This is a genomic window from Azospirillum brasilense, assembly GCF_001315015.1.
Classification (GTDB): domain Bacteria; phylum Pseudomonadota; class Alphaproteobacteria; order Azospirillales; family Azospirillaceae; genus Azospirillum; species Azospirillum brasilense.
Window position 1 is genome coordinate 49,689 of the sequence record NZ_CP012915.1, and the last position, 21,448, is coordinate 71,136.

Below are 21,448 nucleotides of genomic sequence, written 5' to 3' on the forward strand. Positions count from 1 at the left end.
GGCGGTCGCGTATCGGGAAGGCCAATAACAAAGTGATTTGTTAAAGAAATTCTGAACGCTGCCGGTCTTTTGGCCAATCGGAAGTTAATTCTTCTCGGATCGGTGGTCACACAACAACGAAATCCCCGCAGGGCGGGGATGGTTACTGCATGAATTTTGGCTCATGCAGAAGCAAATTGTCGATTATTGATGCATTTGAGACTTCGGTTGTAAAAGAGAGGAAGGCACCTTTCTGAAAAGTGGTGTTCAAGAACGGCGCCGCCTTTGTCATTCCACCTGGGGATGCAGAGGCGGCGCCGTCCGTGCGGATCGCGTCAGGAGGCCGTCCGGATGGTGCCGACGCGCCCGCCGGCCAGGAAGTCCTCCGCGGCCCGCCCGCCGACGCGGAGGCCGCTGTCCTTCTCGAACAGGGAAAAGTCCTTCAGCAGGCAGTCGATGCCGACCGCCTCGCCGACGCGCAGCTCGCTGTAGCCGGGGACGGAGACCATCACCTCGTCGGTCAGGCCGCCGTCGTCGTCATGGGCGGTGTGGACGCCGGACAGCTTCACTGAGATCAGCGATTCCGCCCCCACATGCTCGACCAGGGTGACGGTGCCCGGCAGGCTCTTGCCCTGGCCCGGCGGCACGACGGCGAGCGCGCCGGGGCGCAGGCCCAGCCAGACCTTCATGCGGCTGCCACCGCCCGGCCGCTCGGCCCCAGGGCGTTCCGTCTTGTCGGGAAGCGGCAGGACGCTGTTGCCGATGCGCACGGTCATACCCTCGACCTCGGCGTCGATCAGGTTCATCGGCGGCGTGCCGATGAAGCGGGCGACGTAGGTGTTGGCCGGCTTCTCGTAGATCTCGCGCGGGGTGCCGTACTGCTGGAGGTGCCCGTCGCGCATCAGCGCGATGCGGGTGCCCATGGTCATCGCCTCGATCTGGTCGTGGGTGACGTAGACGAAGTTGCCGCCGACCCGTTGGTGGAGCTGGGTGATCTCCGCCCGCATGGCGGTGCGCAGCTTGGCGTCGAGGTTCGACAGCGGCTCGTCCATCAGGAAGGCCGACGGCTGGCGCACCATGGCGCGGCCGAGCGCCACGCGCTGGCGCTGGCCGCCCGACAGGGTGCGCGGGTGGCGGTCCAGCACCTTGGTCAGCGCCAGCGTGTCGGCGGTGCGCTCCACCAGCTCGCGCACCTCCGGCGAGTTCTCGATGCGGCGCTTGAAATAGTCGCCGATGAAGGGGATGTGGAACCACCAGCGGAACTGCCGCATGATCAGCGGGAAGGCGATGTTCCGGCGCACCGTCATGTGCGGGTAGAGCGCGTAGGACTGGAAGACGAAGGCCATGTCGCGGTCGCTGGGCGGCAGCTCGTCCACCCGCTTGCCGCCGAGATGGATCTCGCCGCTGGTCACCGTCTCAAGCCCCGCGATCATGCGCAGGATGGTGGACTTGCCGCAGCCCGACGGGCCGAGCAGCACCAGGAACTCGTCGTCGCCGGCCTCCAGGCTCACGTTGTCGATCACGGTCAGGGAACCGAAGGACTTCGTGACGTTCTGCAGTTTGATAGCCATGGGCTTTTCCCTTTTATCTCTCGGGCGTGTCGGTGCAAGGGGGGCGGGATCGGCCCACGGTCAGCCCTTGACGCCGCCGGTCGTCATGCCGGCGACCACGTAGCGTTGGACGAACAGGTAGAAGACGACCGCCGGCAGCGTGTAGATGAAGCCGACCGCCATGACCGTGTGCACCGGCGTGCTCAGCTCGCCCACGAAGCTGGCGAGGCCGACCGAGGCGGTGCGCAGGGCGTCGTCGCTGATGAAGGTCTGGGCGAAGACATACTCGTTCCAGCCGTGGAAGAAGGCGATCACCGCCGCCGCCGCCAGCGTCGGCGCGATCAGCGGAACCACCACCGCCAGCACGATGCCGAGGCGGGAGCAGCCGTCGACCCTTGCGGCCTCCTCGATCTCCGACGGCACGCCGTCGATGGCGCCCTTCAGGATCCAGGTCACCACCGGCACCGTGAAGGCCGTGTTGGCCAGGATCAGGCCGAGCAGCGTGTTGAGCAGCGACAGCTTGGTGAAGATGTCGTAGAGCGGCACCACCAGCATCGCTTCCGGCAGCATCTGCGTCATGAACAGCGCGAAGCCGAGCAGCAGCTTGCCGTTGAAGGTCAGGCGGGACAGCGCGTAGGCCGGCAGCACCGACAGCAGGATGCTCAGCACCGTCGTGCCGACCGCGACGATCAGGCTGTTGACCAGCCATTGGCGCAGCGAGGTCTCGGTGAAGGCGGCGGCGTAGGTGCCGATCTGCGACAGCGTCGGCAGCAGGTTCGGCGTGTCGTCGAACAGCCGCTCCGACGGGGTGAGCGAGGTCACCAGCATCCAGTAGAGCGGGAAGGCCGCCACCCCGAGGAGGACCAGGACGGCGAGCGTGCGGGCCGTGGAATTGTGTTTCATGGGATCACCGTTTCCCGGCGGCCTTTTCCGCCCGCGTCGACAGCCAGAAATAGACCAGCGTCACCAGGATCGCGACGACCAGCCCAATGATGCCGACCGCCGCCGCCCGGCCGAGGTCGAGATAGACGAAGGCGCGGCGGTAGAGGTCGATGACCAGCGTGTTGGTCTCGCCCAGCGGGCCGCCCTGGGTCATCAGCCAGATCACGTCGAAGCGGCGCAGCGACCACACGGTGATGAGCAGGGTGAGGAGCGCCACCGACGGGCGGATGGTCGGCCAGGTGACGGCGCGGAAGATGCTGAGCCGGTCGGCCCCGTCGATCACCGCCGCCTCGCGCAGCTCCGACGGCACGCCCTGGAGGGCGGCCAGGATGACGACGGAGGAGAAGGGGAAGATCTGCCAGATCGTGGTGATGAGGATGGCCGGCAGGGCGAAGGACGGCTCGTCCAGCCAGTTCACCCCGCCGTCGGCGAAGCCGAGGAACTGGGCGAGGTGGCTGAACAGGCCGTACTGCGCGTTGAACATCCACACGAAGATCAGCGCCGCGGCGACCGGCGGGGCGGCCCACGGAATGGTGACCAGCGCGCGGGCGATGCCGCGCCCCCGGAAGGTGCCGTCGAGCAGCAGCGCCGCCAGCAGGCCGAGCCCGATGGAGGCGACCACGCAGACCAGCGTGTAGACCGCGGTGACGCGCAGGACCTGATGGAACTCCGGGTCGAAGACGAGTTCGCGGTAATTGTCCAGCCCGACGTAGGTCTGCTGGCCGGGCGAGAGCAGTGAGGTGGAGGTGACGCTGAGCAGGAATTCCTGCACCAGCGGGTAGCCCTGGAAGACCAGGAGATAGAGCGCCACCGGGGCGACGAAGAGCGCGGGAACCCAGCGGCCATGGTCGATCGGCGCGCGCCGCGCGGCGGCCCTGGGCTGGCTCACGGTCCTGCTCATCATGATGCGGTATCCGGAGTTGGGACCACGGCGATCGCTTCCGACATCCCCTCTCCCCCCTGGGGAGAGGGTTAGGGTGAGGGGGTTGCGCGTGTCGGTACGTCCGGCACAAGCATAACCCCCTCACCGGCCCTGCGGGCCACCCTCTCCCCAGAGGGGAGAGGGTTAGAGATACCGGATGCGATCGCCCTGGAATTGTGCGGGCGTTACTTCTGGGCGAGCACGCGGGCGGTGATCAGGCGCTGCGCCTCGTCCATGGCGGTCTGCGGGGCGACGCCGCCCTGGAGCACCTTGAGGAGCTGCTGGACGATGATCTGCTGGATCTCCGGCGCCTTGGTCTCAAGCCCCTGCGGCAGGGCGGGCACGCTGTTCGGGGTCTGCGCGTCGTAGACCTTCAGCCAGGGCATGGCCTGAAGCTCCTCCGGCGTGCGCTCCACCGTGGTCGCGACGTTGGCGGCGCCGAGCAGGGTTTGGAGTTCCTGCTGCTGCTGGGGCTGGAGCGCCCATTGCAGGAACTTGCCGGCGGCGTCCTTCACCTTGGTGTTGGCGTTGATGGTCACCGGAGCCAGGATCATGCCCTGCTCCTTGTGCGGGAAGGGCGACGGGGCGGCGGCGATGGGGTGCGCCTTGCCCTGCGAGGTCAGGATGGTGGCGACGCCGCCGTTGTCGATCTCCATGGCGACCTTGCCCTCCCAGAACATCCGCCGGTAGGTGGCGGCGTCGGTGCCCTTGGGGATCATGCCGGCGTCATAGACGGTCTTGTAGGCGGCGACACCCGCCACGACCTCGGGGCTGTTGAAGGTCGGCGTGCCGTCCGGCTTGGACCAGCGCCCGCCGAAGCCGTAGACGAAGTTGGTCAGGTCGTACCAGACGCCGCCGCGCTCGGCCATCGTGGCGCGGAAGGCGAAGCCGTAGTTGCCGTCCTTCGTCGCTTCCTTGCCGAGCTTCACGAACTCCTCGAAGGTCTTGGGCGGCGTGCCGTTGGGCAGCAGCGCGGCGTTGTAGACCATCGCGTAGTTGGCGGTGTCGAAAGCGAAGCCGTAGCGCTTGCCCTCGACCTTCATGTACTGGTCGGCGGCGGTGAAGGTGTGGGCGCCGTCCTTCACGATGTCGTCGATCGGCAGGACCGACTTGGCGGCGACCGCCGCGTAGAACTCCGGCAGGTCGAAGCGGATGACGTCGGGGCCGCCGTTGCCGCCCATCTGCGTGAAGATGGTGGTGGCGAAGGAGGAGAAGGGGATGGTGACCGGCTTCACCTCGATGTCGGGCTGGGACTGGTTGAACTTCTCCACCCAGGCCTTCAGCCGGTCGCCGCGGCCGACCTCGGCGAAGTGGGACGCAGCGAAGGTCACCACCGTCTTTCCGGAAGATTGGGCCAGGGCGACCGACGCGGTGCCCAGCGCCAAAGCGGCGGCCAGCCCGCCGGCCAGAAGGGGGGTGATGCCCGTGATTGCGCTCAGAAACGGCTTCATGCTGCGTCCTCCTCTGAATTTGTTCGTTTGCTGTCTTTTTTGGTTGGTTTAGCCCGCAATCCTGGAACCATACCAGAGTATGTGGGCCGGTGATCGGGGTTCAGTGCCGGCCCAACGCTCCGTCGAACCGGCGCCACAGTCCCAGCGGGTTGCCGTCGCGCAGGGCTTGCGGCAGCAGGTCGGCCGGGATGTCCTGGTAGCAGACGGGCCGCAGGAACCGCTCGATGGCCGCCGTGCCGACCGAGGTGGTGCGGCCGTCCGACGTGGCCGGGAAGGGGCCGCCATGCACCATGGCGTGGCAGACCTCGACGCCGGTCGGCCAGCCGTTGGCCAGGATGCGGCCAGCCTTGCGCTCCAGCGTCGGCAGCAGGACCGCCGCCGCTCCGGTGTCGGCCGCGTCCATCTGCAGGGTCGCGGTGAGCTGGCCGTCCAGCCGTTCCGCCACCGTGCGCAAAGACTCCAGATCCGGGCAGCGGATGAGCAGGGAGGCGGCGCCGAACACCTCCTCCCGCAGGGCCGGGTCGTCGAGGAAGGCGTCGGCGGTCGTGGCGAACAGCGCCGCCCGGCACCGGTTGGGGCCGTCGCCGTCCAGCCCGCGGGCCAGCGTCGCCACGCGGGCGTTGCCGGCCAGGGCGGCCACCCCGGCGTCGAAGGCGGCGTGGATGCCCGGCGTCAGCATGGTCGGCGCCGCGCTGCCGCCCAGCGCGTCCACGGCGGACGCCACGAAGCGGTCGAGGTCCGGCCCGTCCACCGCCAGCAGAATGCCGGGGTTGGTGCAGAACTGCCCGGCGCCCAGCGTCAGCGAGGCGACGAAGCTCTTGCCCAGCGCCTCCGCCCGCGCGGCGAGCGCCGCCGGCAGCAGGAAGACCGGGTTGATGCTGCTCATCTCCGCGTAGACGGGGATCGGCTCCGGACGCTTGGCCGCCACCTCCATCAGCGCCACGCCGCCGCGGCGCGACCCGGTGAAGCCGACCGCCCTGATGCGCGGGTCAGCGACCAGCGCCGTGCCCACCGACGAGCCGGCGCCGAAGATCAGCGAGAAGACGCCCTCCGGTAGCCCGCATTCGGCGACGGCGGCCTGGACGGCGCGGCCGACCAGCTCCGACGTGCCGGGATGGGCGGAGTGGGCCTTGACCACCACCGGACAGCCGGCGGCGAAGGCCGAGGCGGTGTCGCCCCCGGCCACCGAGAAGGCCAGCGGGAAGTTGCTGGCGCCGAACACCGCCACGGGGCCGAGCGGGATGCGGCGCTGGCGCAGGTCGGGGCGGGGCAGGGGCGCGCGTTCCGGCAGGGCCGGGTCGATGCGGGCGCCAAGCCAGCTGCCCTCCCGCACCACCGCGGCGAACAGGCGGAGCTGGCCGACGGTGCGGCCCCGCTCTCCCTCCAGCCGGGCGCGCAGCAGGCCGCTTTCGGCCATGGCGCGGACGATCAACGCGTCGCCGAGGTCGAGGATGTTGCGGGCGACCGCCTCCAGGAAGACGGCGCGGTCCTCCGGCGCGGTCTCGCGGAAGCGGTCGAAGGCGTCCCAGGCGAGCTGGCAGGCGCGGTCCACCTCCGCCGCCCCGCCGCCGTCGAAGGCGGGCTCCAGCTTTGCCCCGGTGGACGGGTCGATGGCGTGGATCTCGCCGTTGCGGCCGCGGTGGCTCTCGGCGCCGATGAGCATCATGCCGGTGAGGGTCACGGGCGGGTCCTTTCTTGGTCTCGGTACAGGATCAGCCGAGCAGGCCGCGGCCCGCGAGGTTCCGCATCAGCGCGGCGGCGCCGAAGTTCCAGGGCGCGCAGTCGGCGCAATGGCGGACCCGGTTGGTCAGGCTGCCCAGTGCCGGGGCGGTGATGGTCACCACGTCGTCCAGCTTGTGGGTGAAGCCCTCACCCGGACGGTCGCGGTCCTCGACCGGCGCGAACATGGTGCCGAGCAGCAGGACGAAGCCGTCCGGATACTGGTGGTTCTCGCCGATGGTCGCCTCCACCAGCTCCACCGGGTCGCGGCTGATCTGCGACATGGAGCTGGAGCCCTCCAGCCGGAAGCCGTCGCTGCCCTCGACCACCAGCCCAAGCTCGGCGCTGCGCACGCCGTCGAGCGTGAAGCGGTCGTCGAACAGGCGGATGAACGGGCCGATGGAGCCGCTGGCGTTGTTGTCCTTGGCCTTGCCGAGCAGCAGGGCGGAGCGCCCCTCGACGTCGCGCAGGTTCATGTCGTTGCCGAGCGTGGCGCCGACGATGTCCCCGCGGCTGGAGGCCAGGACGGCGATTTCCGGCTCCGGGTTGTTCCACACCGAATAAGGCGGGATGCCGACATGGGCGCCGGTGCCGACCGCCGACATCGGCTGGCCCTTGGTGAAGATCTCGGCGTCGGGGCCGATGCCGACCTCCAGATACTGCGACCACACCCCGCGGGCGATCAGCGCCTTCTTGACCTCCATGGCCTCCGGCGAGCCGGGCTTCAGGCTGGACAGGTCGCGCCCGATCAGTGCGTCGATGTCGGCGCGGATGGCCAGCGCTTTTTCGGGGGCGCCGCGCGCCTGCTCCTCGATGACGCGCTCCAGCAGGCTGACCACGAAGGTCACGCCGGACGCCTTCACCGCCTGGAGGTCGATGGGGGCCAGCAGCCAGGGCCGCTCCGGGTCGCGCCGGTCCTCGTCGGAGTTGGCGAGGATGGCGGCGGCGGTGCCGATCCACTCACCGGGCAGGTCGCGGGCGATGGCCGCGGCGGCGCCGGTCTCCACCAGATCGCGCACGGTGGGCGCGTCGCGGCTGGTGATGTCGAACACGTCCCGGCCGCGCACGGCGATGACCGAGGGGCCGACGCCGGGACGCCAGGCGCGCCCGACCAGGAGCGCGCCCTCGTCCGCCGGCAGGGCGGCGGCGGGGTCGAGGGGAAGGGGTCGCTTGCTCATGATTTCCTCTCCTCTTGCTTGCGCCGGGTCGTCACTTGCGCCGGAAGACCGGGCTGCGCTTTTCCTTGAAGGCGGCGCGCCCCTCGGCGGCGTCCGCGGTGGCGAAGCAGATGGTTTGCAGGTCGCGCTCGTACTCGATGGCCTTTTCCACCGGCATGGTGTGGGCAGCCTTCAGGTTCAGCTTGGCCGTCTCCGCCGCGATGGGGGCGCGGCTGGCGACGATGGCGGCGATCTCCTGCGCGCGGGCGAGCAGGCGGTCGGCGGGCACCACCTCGCTGACGAGGCCCCAGGCCAGCGCCTTGTCCGCCGGGATCGGGTCGCCGGTCAGGATCATCATCGCGGCGTTGGAGGTGCCGATGGAGTGCGAGAGGAAGGCCGCGACGCCGCCGCCGCCGATCCAGCCGAGCTTGATCTCCGGCGCGCCGAACTGGGCGTTCTCCGACGCGATGCGGATGTCGCAGCTCATCGCCGTCTCCAGCCCGCCGCCGAAGGCGTAGCCGTTGACCGCGGCGATGCTCGGCTTGCGCAAGCCGCGGATGGCGTCGCAATAGTCCTCGCGGTTGCGGAAGTTCCAGGCGGTGTCGTAGCGGTCCAACTCGCGGATGTCGGAGCCGCAGCAGAAGGCGCGCGGCCCGGCGCCGGTCAGCACGACGCAGCGGATGTCGTCGTCGGCGTTGCAGCGGGCGACGGCGGCGACCAGCTCCGCGGCCATCTCCGGGGTCACCGCGTTCAGCTTCTGCGGGCGGTCGAGCGTGATGGTGGCGACGAAGCCGTCCACCGTGACGGTGACCGCGCCAAGCGCCGGATCGGGGGTGTTGAGCGAGTCCATGGGAAGGGGCCTTATCGTTCAGCGCCGGCAACCGGGCGGCTGGCGGCGTAGCGGTGTTGCAGACGGTCGAGCAAGGCGGCGTGCGGCGTGCCGTCGGCCAGCGCGTCGCGGATCATCGCGGCGGCTTCGGCCTGGAAAGCGATGTAGCCGGCGTGGCGCGGGCGGACATAGGCGGCCTCCAGCGTCGCGGCGGTGTTGCGGTAGAAACCGCCCCAGCGGGCGTTCACCGCCTCGTCCGCCCAGACGTCGCGGCGGCTCGGCTGGCCGTCATGGGCCGGGATGAAGCTCCGCTGCGCCTCGGCGCCGAGCAGCCAGCGCAGATGGTCGAGCAGCGCGGGCGTCACCTCGCAGCGCACGGAGACGCCGATGCCGGTGCCGCCCAGCGTCGAGCCGGGACGCCCGTCCGCCGTGGCGCGCGGCGCGTCGGCGAAGGTCAGCGGCTTCTCGCCCGCTGCGGTGGGGGCCGCGTAGTTGACGTAGCCGTAGACCAGCGGGCAGAGCGCGACCTCATCCGTGCGGGCCATGTGGCCGAGCAGCCCGATGGGGTTCAGCCCACGGACCGCCGCCGGCATGCGTCCGGCCAGGATCGCCATGAGGTCGAGCACCCGCATCCCCACCTCCGTCGAGACCAGCCGGTCGGGATCGGCCACCGCGGGTGGATCGCCGAAGGCCGCCGCCATGGACAGGAAGGTCAGGCAGGCGTGCGGCCCGGCCAGCGACAGGGCGACCGGCGCCCGTTCGGACAGGCTCGCCACCTCCGCCCAGGTGACGGGGATCGGCCCGTCCAGAAGGTCGGCGCGGCAGGCCATGACCTGCGTCGCCGCGTCGAGCGGCAGCGCCCAATGCCGGTCGGCAAAGCGGTAGCTGGCGAGGCTCGGCCCGATGCTGTCGCGCTGCCAGCCGGCAATGTCCCCGGCGGTGAACAGGTCCTCCAGCGGGATCAGGCCGCGTTCCGCCACGGCCTCCCCGACATGCGGATGGTCCAGCACGATCAGGTCGTAGCGGGCGCAGAGGTCGCCGATCGGATGGGCCTCGAAGCCTTCGAGCGGCTGCTTGTCCCAGTCGATGGCAAGCCCGTCGCGCCCCTCGTCCAGCCTGGCCGCCGCAGCCGCCAAGGCGTTGTAGCCGCGCGGGTGGTCCCAGGTCAGCGCGCGGTAGCGCATGCCCGAACCTCCTCTTCCTCCGCCTCCGGCTCGGTGGCGGCGACGACGCCGGCGGCCAGCAGGCGGTCGACGGCCTCGGCGGTGAAGCCGGCGGCTTCCAGCACCTCGCGGGTGTGCTCGCCGGTCAGGGGGGCGCCGCGCTCGACCTCCGACGGGGTTTTGGAGAACTTGATCGGGAAACCCGGCGTCTTGACGCGGCCCTCGGTCGGGTGGTCGTACTCGACGAAGGTGCCGTTGTGCTTGATCTGTGGGTCGTTCACGAGGTCGGCGTAGCCGTAGACCGGCCCGGCCCAGACGCCGGCGGCGTTGAACAGCTCCAACCATTCCGCGGAGGTCTTGGCGGTCAGCCGGTCGCGGGTCTTGGCGAAGATCTCGTCGCGGCGCGACCAGCTGTCGGTCTCGTCCGCCATGTCGAGGAAGGACGGCTCGCCGATCAGCTCGCCCAGCAGCTTCAGCGGCGGGAAGGCCACGATGATGAAGCCGTCGCTGGTGGCGAAGGCGCCGTAGGGCGCGCGGATGTAGACGTGGGCGTGCGGCTCGGCGGAGCGGGTCTGCGGCTTGCCGCCGACCGTGAAGACCGACAGCTCCTGCATCTGGATCGTCGTGATGGCGTCCAGCATGTTGACCTGGACGAGCTGGCCTTCGCCGGTGCGCTCGCGGTGGAGCAAGGCGGCCAGCACGCCTTCGAAGGCGGTGTAGCCGGTGATCGCGTCCACCAGATACTGGCCGGCGGGGGTCGGGGCCTCGCCCTCGCGGCCCGCCGACAGCATGGCGCCGGACATGCCCTGCAACAGCAGGTCCTGGCCCGGACGCTGGACGTAGGGGCCGGTCTCGCCATAGCCGGAGATCGACAGGTAGATCAGGCGCGGGTTGATCGCCGACAGCGATTCATAGTCCACGCCCAGCCGCTTGGCGACGCCCGGCCGGTAGTTCTGAAGGAACACGTCGGCGGTCTTGACCAGCTCCATCAGCAGGGCCTTGCCCTCGGTGTTCTTCAGGTCGACGGCGAGCGAGCGCTTGTTCCGGTTCAGCGACAGGAAGGAGACGTTCACCTTGTTGCCGGTGATGCCGCCCGCCGCGGTGTGGCGCTGCCACTCGCCGGTCACCGGCTCCACCTTCACCACGTCGGCGCCGAGGTCGCCCAGGCGCTGCGCCGCCAGCGGGCCGGCCATGGCGATGGAGCAGTCGAGCACACGGTAACCGCTGAGGATGTTGCGTTTCTTGTCCATGATGTCCGGGTCTTGTTGCCGTGGGTCCGCCGGCCATGGCGGAAGGATGGGGCGGAGGAAAGGTTCGGTCAGCCGTTGGTTGACGGGGCTTCGGTGAAGAAGGCGCGGTTCCAGACGGGGCTGATGAGGATTTCGTTGACGCAGACGTGGGGCGGCATTTCGGCCACGAAGCGGATGGTGCGGCCCAGGTCTTCAGGCTGGAGCAGGCGCGCCATCTCCTCCGCCGGGGGCGGGGAGGGGCGCTGGCCCAGCAGGTCGGTCGCCACCTCGCCGGGCATGACCACGCAGGAGCGCAGGCCGTTGCGCCATTCCTCCATGTTCAGGCTGTGGCTCAGCGTCACCAGCGCCTGCTTCGTCGCGTTGTAGCCGGGTCCGCCGAGGACGAGCGCGTGCCGCCCGACCCAGGAGGACACGATGATGACGGTGCCGGATCGGCGCTCCCGCATGGTGGGAAGCACCGCCTGGATGGCGTGCATGGTGCCGTTGAGGTTGACGTCGACCAGCCGCCGCCAGTCCTCCGCCCCGAGGTCGCGGAAGCTGCGGTTGGGCAGGTTCATCCCGGCGCTGGCGACCAGCGTGTCGATTCGCCCGTGGCGGTCGAGGATCGCCGCCGCCACGCGCCGCACCGCCGTCTCGTCGGCCACGTCGAGGACCGCGGTCTCGGCCCTGCCGCCGTCCTCGCGGATGGCGTCCGCCACGCGGTCGAGCGCGTCCTCGCGCCGTCCGGACAGGACGACGGTGGCGCCGCCCTGCGCCAGCGCCCGCGCGCCGGCCTCCCCGATTCCGCTGCCGCCGCCGGTGATCCAGGCGACGCTGTCCGCAAGAACGCTCATGTCTTGCCTGCTTCGTTGCTTGTCTTTGTTGCCCGCCATGCGGCCATCGGGCCGCAGCGGTGTTCCTCCCCAGGTCGCTCGGATCGTCCGCCTTCGCGTCCGTTTCGAGTGACCGCTAACGTGACCGGTAACATGATTGGTTGGGGCAATCAAGCGTCTTTGGTGAGCGATAACGTTAGCGTTCGCGTGACCGCTAACATGAAATGCGCTATGGATTGTGGAAGCGGTGCCGCACCCGGCTTGCAACGGCGGGCGCGGCCATGCACAAGAAGGCGGCCGACTGGTGCCCGGAGGCGGGCCGGCGGAGGCAGGATAAGAGGTCATCCCAGGTGTCGGACGAAGGACAGCTTTCGCTCAGGAAGGCGGAGTCACGGCGGCGCTCCGCGACCCGCGCGGTGACGATGGCCGATGTGGCTCAGGCCGCCGGGGTCTCCACGCAGACGGTCTCGCGCGCGCTCCGCGATCCGCGCAGCGTCGGTCCGGACACGCTCGCCCGCATCGAGGAGGCGGTCCGCGAAACCCGCTACGTGCAGAATCTGGCGGCGAGTCACCTCGCCTCCAACCGCAGCATGACGGTGGCGGCGATCATCCCGACCATCTCCGCCTCGATCTTCGCGGAAACCATCCAGGGCCTGACCGACGTCCTGCTGCCGGAGGGCTATCAGGTCTTTCTCGGCCACACCGACTACATGGCGGGGCGCGAGGAATCGCTGGTCCGCAGCTTCAGCGGGCGGCGCCCCGACGGCTTCTTCATCATCGGCACCCGCCACACCCAGGAAACCACCGCCCTGCTGAAGCGCACGGGGGTTCCGGTGGTCGAAAGCTGGAGCTGGACGAACCGTCCCGTCGACATGCTGGTCGGCTTCTCCAACCACGCCGCCCTGATGAGCGTGGTCGACCATCTGGTGGGGCGCGGCTATCGCCGGCTGGCCTTCACGGGCGTCATAAAGCCGGGTGACCACCGCGCCAAGGAGCGTCTGAAGGGCTTCCAGGACGCTCATGAACGTCATTTTCCGGGCGTGACGCCGCGTGTCGTCACGGTCGCCAGCGGGCCGATGGTGATGGCGACCGGCGTGGAACTGCTGAAGCTGGTCCGGGAGCAGCATCCCGACACCGACGCGCTGGTGTTCGTCAGCGACGTGCTGGCCTCCGGCGCCCTGCTGGCCTGCAGCGGCCTGGGGATCTCGGTGCCGAAGGATCTGGCGATCACCGGGTTCGGCAATTACGACATCGCCGGGCAGCTGACGCCGGGCCTGACCACCATCGCCATCGCCAGCCGCAAGATCGGTATGGAATCCGCCAACCTCCTGTTGCGGCGGATGCAGGGCGGCGAGGTGGAGAACCGCACCCAGGACGTGGGGTTCGAACTGCTGGTGCGGGGCAGCGCCTGAGCCTGCCGGCTTGATGCCAAACCCTCTCCCGCCTTTCGCGCCCGCTTGCGGGCGCTGACGTTGCCTGTGGAATTCCCCTAGAGAAACCGCGGACATAAAGACGCAAACGATCACCGGAACGGTGACGTTGCCCCCTTGCGCGAACCGTCGCCTGATGCTTAGAATGAAAATCATTCGCATTCAGCCGATCAGCGCAGATGTTCGACGTTTTTGAAACGGACAGGGTGCCGGTCGCTAACGCTGCGCCACATATACACCTTTTGGTAGAGGAACCTGCTCAATGTCTCAATCTTGCGGCAAGGACGCTCTGCGCCTGACCGTCCGCCGCCGCGGCGCCGCGCATGACGTCTTCGCACCGGGTTTGCGCCCGGTGGCCGTGGCCGTTTGCTTTGCCAGCGCCGTCCTTGCGGGCGGCCTTCCCTTTGCTCCGGCCGCACAAGCCCAGACGGCGGCGGCCCGCACGGTCGATGCCAACGTCCCGCCGGGCCCGCTGGACGCCGCGCTGCGCAGCTTCGCCGCCCAGGCCGGGGTGAGCGTCGCCGTGGACCCGGCGCAGGTTCGGGGCAAGACCTCCCAGGGGCTGCGCGGAACGACGACGGTCGAGGACGGCTTCCGCCGCCTGCTGGACGGCAGCGGGTATCAGATCGCGGGCACCTCTGCGGGCTACAGCCTCGTCGCGCAAGGGTCTGGACCGGTCGTGAACGCTCCGGCCGGGGCGACGGTTCTGCCCTCCGTCCAGGTGACGGCCAACGCCGGCGCGCTGCCGGGCGAGCCGCCGCCGCCCTACGCCGGCGGTCAGGTGGCGCGCGGCGGCTCGCTGGGCCTGCTGGGCACCAGGAACACGTTGGACACCCCGTTCAGCACGACCAACTACACCTCCGAGCTGATCGAGAACCAGCAGGCGCGCACGGCGGCGGACACGCTGGTCAACGATTCGTCGGTGCGCACGACCACCGGCGGCAACGGCTTCGACGACACGTTCCAGATCCGCGGCTTCGCCGTTCCGTCCGGCGACGTCGGCTTCAACGGCATGTACGGGCTGGTGTCCTCCAACCGCGTGCCCTCGCAGATCATCGAGCGGATCGAGCTGCTGAAGGGGCCGGGCGCGCTGATGAACGGCATCGCCCCGAACGGCAGCATCGGCGGCGGCATCAACATCCTCAGCAAGCGGGCCGGCGACCAGCCGCTGACCCGCGTGACCGGGCTCTACCAGAGCGATGCCAACTTCGGCGTCCATGTCGACACCGGGCGCCGCTTCGGCGAGAACAACGCCTGGGGCGTGCGCTTCAACGGCCTGCTGCGCGGCGGCGAAGCCTCCATCGAGGACGGCGACGTCAAGACCGGCCTCGGCTCGCTGGCGGTGGATTACCGGGGCGAGCGGCTGCGCTGGTCGCTCGACGGCATCATCCAGCGCGACGACACCGACAATTTCCGCCCGCAGATCAGCATCCTGTCCACGACGACGGCGATCCCGTCGCCGCCCGACGCGCGCAGCAACTGGTACCCGAACACCAAGCTGGTCCAGAAGGACAAGACCATCGCCTCGAACATCGAGTTCGACGTGACGGACTGGCTGACCGCCTACGCCGGCATCGGCTACCGCGACGGCACCAACGATCAGGTGTTCCCGCAGTCCAACCCCGCCGTGAACGCGCTCGGCAACTTCACGGTCCGCAACTCCTATTACGACTCCTACAGCGAGACGGTCAGCGGCACGGCCGGCGCGCGCCTGCGCTTCGAGACGGGTCCCGTCCGCCATCAGGTCAACATCGGCTACACCGGCTTCCAGCGGGAGGAGGGCAACGTCTACATCCAGGCCGCCGGCTCGGCCCCGTCGAACATCTACAACCCGGCGCCGCTGCCCGTCATCACCGCGCCGCGCACCGACCCGCGCAAGTCGGCCGAGACGACGCTCAGCAGCATCGCCATCGCCGACACGCTGTCCTTCGTCAACGACCGTGTCCTGCTGACGCTCGGCGTGCGCGACCAGACGGTGAAGGTGAAGGGCTACAGCACGACGACCGGCGCGCAGACCAGCAACTACGACGCCAGCGCCACGACGCCGCTCGCCGGTCTGGTCGTCAAGCCGCTGGAGAACGTGGCGGTCTACGGCAACTACGCCGAGGGCCTGTCGCGCGGCACCATCGTCGGCGCCGGCTACGCCAACACCGGCGCGGTGCTCGAACCCTACAAGTCGAAGCAGATCGAGGGCGGCGTCAAGGTCGATTGGGGGACCATCACGACCACCGCCGCGGTGTTCCAGATCACCCGCCCCAGCTCAATCCGCACCGCGTCCAACGAGCTGGCCTATGACGGCGAGCAGCGCAACCGCGGCCTGGAGCTGTCCGCCTACGGCGAGATCCTGCCCGGCCTGCGCGCCATGGCCAGTGCGACCTTCCTGAAGCCGGAGCTGACGAAGACCGCCGTCGCCTCGGAAGAGGGCAACGACGCCGCCGGCGTGCCGGACAAGAGCTTCTCCGCCAGCTTGGACTGGGACACCCCGTGGGTCGAGGGACTCGCCCTCAACGGGCGGGTGATCCACACCTCCGGTTCCTACCTGACCAACGCCAACACGCTGCGCTTCGACGGCTGGACCCGCTTCGACATCGGTGCCCGCTACACCACCGACGTGTCGGGCAAGCCGGTCGTGCTGCGCGCCAGCGTCGAGAACCTCTTCGACAAGGAGTACTGGCTGACCACCGGCACCTACGTGACCGTCGGGTCGCCGCGCACCGTGCTGCTGTCCGCCACCGTCGATTTCTAAATCCGCCAAGCCATTCCTTTGGATGACGTCATGAACAAGCTGTCCCTCGCCCTCATCGCCGCGCTGGGCTTCGCCATGCCCGCCGCCATGCCCGCCCAGGCCCACCAGATCTGGATCGAGCAGCCCGAGCAGGGCAACGCCACGATCCGCTTCGGGGAGTTCGGCGAGAACCTGCGCGAGGTCTCGCCCGGCCTGCTCGACAAGTTCGGCAAGCCGGCCGGCACCCTCCTCTCCGCCAAGGGCGAGCAGAAGGCCGAGGCCGCCAAGACCGCAGACGGCTTCGCGCTGCCCTTCAAGGCCGCCAACGGCGAGAGCATCGTCGCCGAGGACACGCTCTACCCGCTCTACACGTGGAAGCAGGGCGACAAGGAGACCACCAACTGGTTCCACCCCGCCGCGCGCCTGATCACCGGCTTCGCCGAGCAGGCGCCGAAGCTGACGCTGGATCTGGTGCCAACCGGCAAGCCCGGCCAGTTCAAGCTGGTCTTCCAGGGGCAGCCCAAGGCCAAGACCAAGGTGATGCTGGTCACCCAGTCCGGCTGGGCCAAGGAGGCGCACAGCGACGAGCAGGGTCTGGTTACCTTCGACCTGCCGTGGAAGGGCACCTACGTGGCCGAGGTCAGCCTGAACGAGCGCACCCCCGGCGAGCGCCAGGGCGCCAACGGCGCCGAAAAGTATGACGGTGTCAGCTACGTCACCACGGTGACCTACGTCCACCCCGACGGTCTGGCGCCGCTCCCCGCCGGCCCGGCGGCGACGCCCAACAAATGACCTCCGTGGCCGGACGGGTCCGTTCCGCCCTTGATGCTTGGCATGGACCGCTCGTCTCGCGCATAGCCGCCGCCCTGTTCGGCGGCTATGCGCTGGCCGCGCTCGCCAGCGTGGCGGTGCTGGCGCTTCCCATGAGCACGCCGCAGGCGGTGCTCACCGGCCAGTTGGCGAGCTTCGTCATCTACGCCGCCGCCGTGATCTGGGTCTTCGCGGTTCGCAGCGCGCTACGCGCCTGGGCGGGCCTGCTTGTCGTGGCCGCGCCGCTGTCGCTGGCGGCGTGGTCGGTCTGGTGATGGGGAGCCGAGCGTGACGACGGACCAGCAAGCGCGCCCCGACGGCCGCGGCCTCCGCCAGAGCATGTCCGACCTGCACACGTGGGTCGGGCTGCTTCTCGGCTGGGTGCTCTACGCGATGTTCCTCACCGGGACGGTGTCCTACTTCAAGGACGAGCTGTCGCAATGGATGCGTCCTGAACTGCCGGCGCAGAGTGGGGTTCCGGATCAGGCCGAGGTGGCGCAGCGGGTGGCCGACGAACTCGTCGCCCTGGTGCCGGGCAGCCCGCAATGGAGTCTGCGCCTGACGGACGCCCGCAACAACAGCGTCTACGCCTTCTGGCGCACCGCCGGGGCGGCTCCCGGCCAGCGCGCTTTCGGTGAGGGCAATTTCGATCCGACGACCGGGCAGAAGGTGTCGTCGCGCGCGACGCTGGGCGGCGACTTCTTCTACCGTTTCCATTTCCAGTTCCATTACATGCCGGTGGTGTGGGGACGCTGGATCGCCGGCATCGCGGCCATGTTCATGCTGGTGGCCATCGTCAGCGGGGTCATCACACACAAGAAGATCTTTGTCGATTTCTTCACCTTCCGTTGGGGCAAGGGGCAGCGCTCCTGGCTCGACGCGCACAACGCGCTGTCGGTGTTCGGGCTGCCGTTCCACGCCATGATCACCTACACCGGGCTGGTGACGCTGATGGCGCTCTACATGCCTTGGGGTCAGCAGGCGGGAATCAAGACGGCGGCGGAGCGCCAGCAGCTCAACGCCGAACTCAGCGCCTTCATCCAGCCGGGCAAGCCCAGCGGCGAGGCAGCACCCCTCGCCTCGATCGAGGACATGGTGCGCCACGCCCAGGAGCGCTGGGGCCGCGACGGCGTCGGGCGGGTCACCGCCACGCATCCCGGCGACGCGGCGGCGCGGGTGGCGGTGGCCCGCGGCGACGGCGGGCGCGTGTCGATGAGCCCGCAATATCTGGAGTTCGAAGGGACCACCGGCAAATTGCTGGCCGTCCATGAAGGGGTGGGGCCGGCGGCGGAGACCCGCGGCGTGCTCTACGCCCTGCATCTGGGGCGCTTCAGCGATACGGTGACGCGCTGGCTCTATTTCCTCGTCAGCCTCGCCGGCACCGCCATGGTGGGCACCGGTCTGGTGATGTGGACGGTGAAACGCCGGCAGAAGCTGCCCGATCCGGCCCGGCCCCACATCGGCTTCCATGTCGTGGAGCGGCTGAACATCGCCAGCATCGCCGGGCTGTCGGTCGCCATGGCGGCCTTCCTGTGGGCGAACCGCCTGCTGCCGGAGACCCTGGCGGACCGTGCCAACTGGGAGATCCACAGCTTCTTCATCGTCTGGGCGCTGACGCTGCTGCACGGCGTGCTGCGCCCGGCGAAGAAGGCCTGGGTCGAGCAGTTGTGGCTGGCCACGGCGCTGCTGGCGCTGCTGCCCGTGCTCAACGCCGCGACCACGCAGCGGCCGCTGTGGCGCAGCCTGGCCGACGGCGATTGGGTGTTCATCGGCATGGACCTGATGTGCTGGGCGCTGGCGGCGCTCCACGCCGTCCTGGCGGTCCGCACCCTCCGTCACCAGCCCAAGACGCGGCCCGCCCGCAAGCCGGCCCCCGAAACCGTTAAGCAAGCCGTCAGCAAACCCGCCAACGGCGCCGTTCTGCGCGAGGGATGATCATGATCCACCTGTCGTCCTTCATCCTGTGCCTGACGGGGTTCGCCGCGCTGGCCTTCGCGATGGACCGTCCGCAGCACGACCTGTTCGGACGGCCCCTGCCGGCGCCCGCGACGCTCGCCCTGCGCGTCGGCGGGGCGGTTTCCCTGCTGGGCGCGCTGGGTCTCCTCGTGTCGTGGCAGGGCTGGGGGCTTGGCCTCGTCATGTTCAGCGGTCACACCAGCCTTGGCGCCGGTGTCGTCCATGGCGCCCTCATCGTTCGACAACGGCGGGCTGCCCGCCCAAATTGAGGGTACGCCTTATTTTTGACCCATTTTGTCGCGACCGGCGAGTTTGCTCTTCCCGTTCGGGCGTGATGAGAGGATGATTCTCCATCGTTTTCATCAGGTTCATCGTGCTTTTCAACGATTGCGAATCGTTTGGGAGGAGTACGCATGCCCCGCATCCTCAATCACGCGCCGTGGCTGGTCCTCGCCGTGCTGGGCGCCTTCGCGCTCGGCACCGTCGCCCTGGCGCGCGGCGAGACCATCAACGCCCTCTGGCTGGTCGTGGCCGCCGTCTGTACTTACCTGGTCTCCTACCGCTACTACAGCCTGTTCATCGCCACCCGCGTCATGCGGCTGGACCCGGCGCGCCCGACTCCGGCGATGCGCCACAACGACGGGTTGGACTACGTCCCGACCAACCAGTATGTTCTGTTCGGCCACCATTTTGCGGCCATCGCCGGCGCCGGCCCGCTGGTCGGCCCGGTGCTGGCGGCCCAGATGGGCTATCTGCCGGGCATGCTGTGGATTCTCGCCGGCGTGGTGATCGCCGGGGCGGTGCAGGACTTCATGATCCTGTTCGTCTCGATGCGCCGCGACGGGCGGTCGCTCGGTGAGCTGATCAAGGCCGAATTGGGGGACATCCCCGGCGTCATCGCGCTGTTCGGCACCTTCATGATCATGGTCATCATTCTGGCGGTGCTGGCCCTGGTCGTGGTCAAGGCGCTGACCAACAGCCCGTGGGGCTTCTTCACGGTCGCCGCCACCGTGCCGATCGCCCTGTTCATGGGCGTCTACATGCGCTTCCTGCGCCCCGGCCGGATCGGCGAGATCTCGGTGGTCGGCTTCTTCCTGCTGATCGCCGCCATCCTGCTCGGCGGGCAGGTCGCGCAGAGCGAGACGTGGGCGCCGGTCTTCACGCTGACCGGCATCCAGATCACCTGGATCCTGATCGGCTACGGCTTCGTGGCGTCGGTGCTGCCGGTGTGGCTGCTGCTGGCCCCGCGCGACTATCTGTCGACCTTCCTCAAGGTCGGCACCATCGTGATGCTGGCGCTGTGCATCCTGCTCGTCGCACCGCCGATGAAGATGCCCAGCGTCACCCGCTTCATCGACGGCACCGGGCCGGTGTGGTCGGGCAGCCTGTTCCCGTTCCTGTTCATCACCATCGCCTGCGGCGCGGTGTCGGGCTTCCACGCCCTGATCTCCTCCGGCACCACGCCGAAGATGGTGGAGAACGAGCTCCACACCCGCTTCATCGGCTACGGCGGCATGCTGACCGAGTCCTTCGTCGCCGTCATGGCGCTGGTCGCCGCCTCCTGCATCGAGCCGGGCATCTACTTCGCCATGAACAGCCCGCCCGCGCTGCTCGGCACCACGGCGGAGTCGGCGGCCCAGGTCATCAACAACTGGGGCTTCGTCATCACGCCGGAGATGATCACCCAGACGGCGCAGGACGTCGGCGAGGTGAGCATCCTGTCACGGGCCGGCGGCGCGCCGACCCTGGCGGTCGGCATGGCGCAGATCTTTTCCGAACTGTTCGGCGGCAAGGGCATGATGGCCTTCTGGTACCATTTCGCCATCCTGTTCGAGGCGCTGTTCATCCTGACCGCCGTCGACGCCGGCACCCGCGCCGGGCGGTTCATGCTGCAGGACCTGCTGGGCGTCTTCTTCAAGCCGTTGCAGCGCACGGCGTCCTGGGCCGGCAACCTGATCGCCACCGGCCTGTGCGTCGCCGCCTGGGGCTACATCCTCTATCAGGGGGTGGTCGATCCGTTGGGCGGCATCAACACCTTCTGGCCGCTGTTCGGCATCTCCAACCAGATGCTGGCGGGGATCGCGCTGATCCTGGCGACGGTGGTGCTGTTCCGGATGAAGCGTGAACGCTACGCCTGGGTGACCATGGTGCCGGCGGCGTGGCTGCTGATCTGCACCCTGACCGCGGGCGTGCAGAAGGTCTTCCACAGCAACCCGGCGATCGGCTTCCTCGCCCACGCCGAGCGTTTCAGCACCGCCGCCAACGAGGGCCGTCTGCTCGCCCCGGCGACCTCGATGGAGCAGATGCGGCAGGTGATCTTCAACGATTACCTGGACGCGGCGCTGGCCTCGCTGTTCGTGCTGGTGGTGCTGGCGGTGCTGGTCTTCGGCGTTCTGTCCTGCCTGAAGGCGCTGCGCAGCGACCGCCCGACCACGCGGGAAATCCCGACCGGCGGCGCCACCGCGCGGGCCGGGGATTGAGTAGTGACGCACCGTTCCCTTACTCCTTCGAGAGTGAGGGAACGGTCTATTGGAAAAGGGCGACCGATGAGCGGCTTGAAAAGCAACCTCAGCCGGTTCCGCGGTTACTTCGAGCAAACGGCCAAGCTCATGATCGGGGTGCCGGATTACGACACCTATCTGGAACACATGCGGACCCGGCACCCCGACCAGCCGGCGATGACCTACACCGAGTTTCTCGACAACCGTCTGCAGGCCCGTTACGGGGCCGGCAAGGCCGGCTGTTGCTGATGG

At 69.0% G+C, this 21,448-nt stretch carries 18 protein-coding genes; 8 read left to right on the forward strand and 10 right to left on the reverse strand.

Annotation, left to right across the window (positions count from 1 at the left end):
* Nucleotides 1-314: 314 nt before the first annotated feature.
* From AMK58_RS14085 to AMK58_RS14130, 10 genes are all read right to left on the reverse strand, one after another.
* Complete coding sequence (locus AMK58_RS14085) at nucleotides 315-1,550, reverse strand: ABC transporter ATP-binding protein (protein ID WP_079285767.1); 1,236 nt, start codon at nucleotides 1,548-1,550, stop codon at nucleotides 315-317.
* 60 nt (nucleotides 1,551-1,610) lie between these two features.
* Nucleotides 1,611-2,432, reverse strand: a complete 822-nt coding sequence (locus AMK58_RS14090) for a carbohydrate ABC transporter permease (protein ID WP_035677626.1) — start codon at nucleotides 2,430-2,432, stop codon at nucleotides 1,611-1,613.
* A 4-nt stretch (nucleotides 2,433-2,436) separates the two neighbouring features.
* Entirely contained in the window at nucleotides 2,437-3,375 is a 939-nt protein-coding gene (locus AMK58_RS14095; RefSeq protein WP_104675440.1) for a carbohydrate ABC transporter permease, read from the reverse strand.
* A gap of 203 nt (nucleotides 3,376-3,578) precedes the next feature.
* Nucleotides 3,579-4,844 carry an ABC transporter substrate-binding protein gene (locus AMK58_RS14100; RefSeq protein ID WP_051140524.1) on the reverse strand — a complete coding sequence of 422 codons (1,266 nt, stop codon included), beginning with the start codon at nucleotides 4,842-4,844 and terminating at the stop codon, nucleotides 3,579-3,581.
* 100 nt (nucleotides 4,845-4,944) lie between these two features.
* Entirely contained in the window at nucleotides 4,945-6,525 is a 1,581-nt protein-coding gene (locus AMK58_RS14105; RefSeq protein ID WP_079285766.1) for an aldehyde dehydrogenase (NADP(+)), read from the reverse strand.
* Nucleotides 6,526-6,556: 31 nt separating this feature from the next.
* Entirely contained in the window at nucleotides 6,557-7,741 is a 1,185-nt protein-coding gene (locus AMK58_RS14110; protein WP_051140523.1) for a fumarylacetoacetate hydrolase family protein, read from the reverse strand.
* A 31-nt stretch (nucleotides 7,742-7,772) separates the two neighbouring features.
* On the reverse strand, nucleotides 7,773-8,570 hold the full coding sequence (locus AMK58_RS14115) for an enoyl-CoA hydratase/isomerase family protein (RefSeq protein ID WP_051140522.1): 798 nt from the start codon (nucleotides 8,568-8,570) through the stop codon (nucleotides 7,773-7,775).
* Nucleotides 8,571-8,581: 11 nt separating this feature from the next.
* The gene (locus AMK58_RS14120; RefSeq protein ID WP_035677621.1) at nucleotides 8,582-9,733 is read right to left on the reverse strand and encodes an ABC transporter substrate-binding protein; all 1,152 of its coding nucleotides are present in this window, start codon (nucleotides 9,731-9,733) and stop codon (nucleotides 8,582-8,584) included.
* Nucleotides 9,715-10,962, reverse strand: a complete 1,248-nt coding sequence (locus AMK58_RS14125) for a CaiB/BaiF CoA transferase family protein (RefSeq protein ID WP_035677618.1) — start codon at nucleotides 10,960-10,962, stop codon at nucleotides 9,715-9,717. Before AMK58_RS14125 ends, AMK58_RS14120 begins: the two co-directional genes overlap by 19 nt.
* A 68-nt stretch (nucleotides 10,963-11,030) precedes the next feature.
* Nucleotides 11,031-11,795, reverse strand: coding sequence for an SDR family oxidoreductase (locus tag AMK58_RS14130; RefSeq protein WP_035677615.1), 765 nt, complete (start codon nucleotides 11,793-11,795; stop codon nucleotides 11,031-11,033).
* Nucleotides 11,796-12,124: 329 nt separating this feature from the next.
* On the opposite strand from AMK58_RS14130, the gene AMK58_RS14135 reads away from it, so the two are divergent.
* The 8 genes from AMK58_RS14135 to AMK58_RS14170 all read left to right on the forward strand — a co-directional run bounded on the left by AMK58_RS14135 (nucleotide 12,125) and on the right by AMK58_RS14170 (nucleotide 21,445).
* A complete protein-coding gene (locus AMK58_RS14135) occupies nucleotides 12,125-13,186 on the forward strand; it encodes a LacI family DNA-binding transcriptional regulator (protein WP_035677613.1) in 1,062 nt (353 codons plus the stop codon).
* Between the two features lie 280 nt (nucleotides 13,187-13,466).
* Entirely contained in the window at nucleotides 13,467-15,950 is a 2,484-nt protein-coding gene (locus AMK58_RS14140; RefSeq protein ID WP_079285765.1) for a TonB-dependent receptor, read from the forward strand.
* A gap of 30 nt (nucleotides 15,951-15,980) precedes the next feature.
* The gene (locus tag AMK58_RS14145) at nucleotides 15,981-16,721 is read left to right on the forward strand and encodes a cobalt ABC transporter substrate-binding protein (protein WP_035677611.1); all 741 of its coding nucleotides are present in this window, start codon (nucleotides 15,981-15,983) and stop codon (nucleotides 16,719-16,721) included.
* A complete protein-coding gene (locus AMK58_RS14150; RefSeq protein ID WP_035677608.1) occupies nucleotides 16,718-17,014 on the forward strand; it encodes a DUF3649 domain-containing protein in 297 nt (98 codons plus the stop codon). Before AMK58_RS14145 ends, AMK58_RS14150 begins: the two co-directional genes overlap by 4 nt.
* Before the next feature lie 64 nt (nucleotides 17,015-17,078).
* Entirely contained in the window at nucleotides 17,079-18,674 is a 1,596-nt protein-coding gene (locus tag AMK58_RS14155; RefSeq protein WP_059399406.1) for a PepSY-associated TM helix domain-containing protein, read from the forward strand.
* A 2-nt stretch (nucleotides 18,675-18,676) separates the two neighbouring features.
* Nucleotides 18,677-18,964: a DUF3325 domain-containing protein gene (locus tag AMK58_RS14160; RefSeq protein WP_035677606.1), complete on the forward strand. Its 288-nt coding sequence runs from the start codon at nucleotides 18,677-18,679 to the stop codon at nucleotides 18,962-18,964.
* Between the two features lie 144 nt (nucleotides 18,965-19,108).
* Nucleotides 19,109-21,175 (forward strand): carbon starvation CstA family protein, encoded by a 2,067-nt coding sequence (locus AMK58_RS14165; RefSeq protein WP_035677603.1) that lies wholly within the window; start codon nucleotides 19,109-19,111, stop codon nucleotides 21,173-21,175.
* 66 nt (nucleotides 21,176-21,241) lie between these two features.
* Nucleotides 21,242-21,445, forward strand: coding sequence for a YbdD/YjiX family protein (locus AMK58_RS14170; protein ID WP_014197888.1), 204 nt, complete (start codon nucleotides 21,242-21,244; stop codon nucleotides 21,443-21,445).
* Nucleotides 21,446-21,448: the final 3 nt, after the last annotated feature.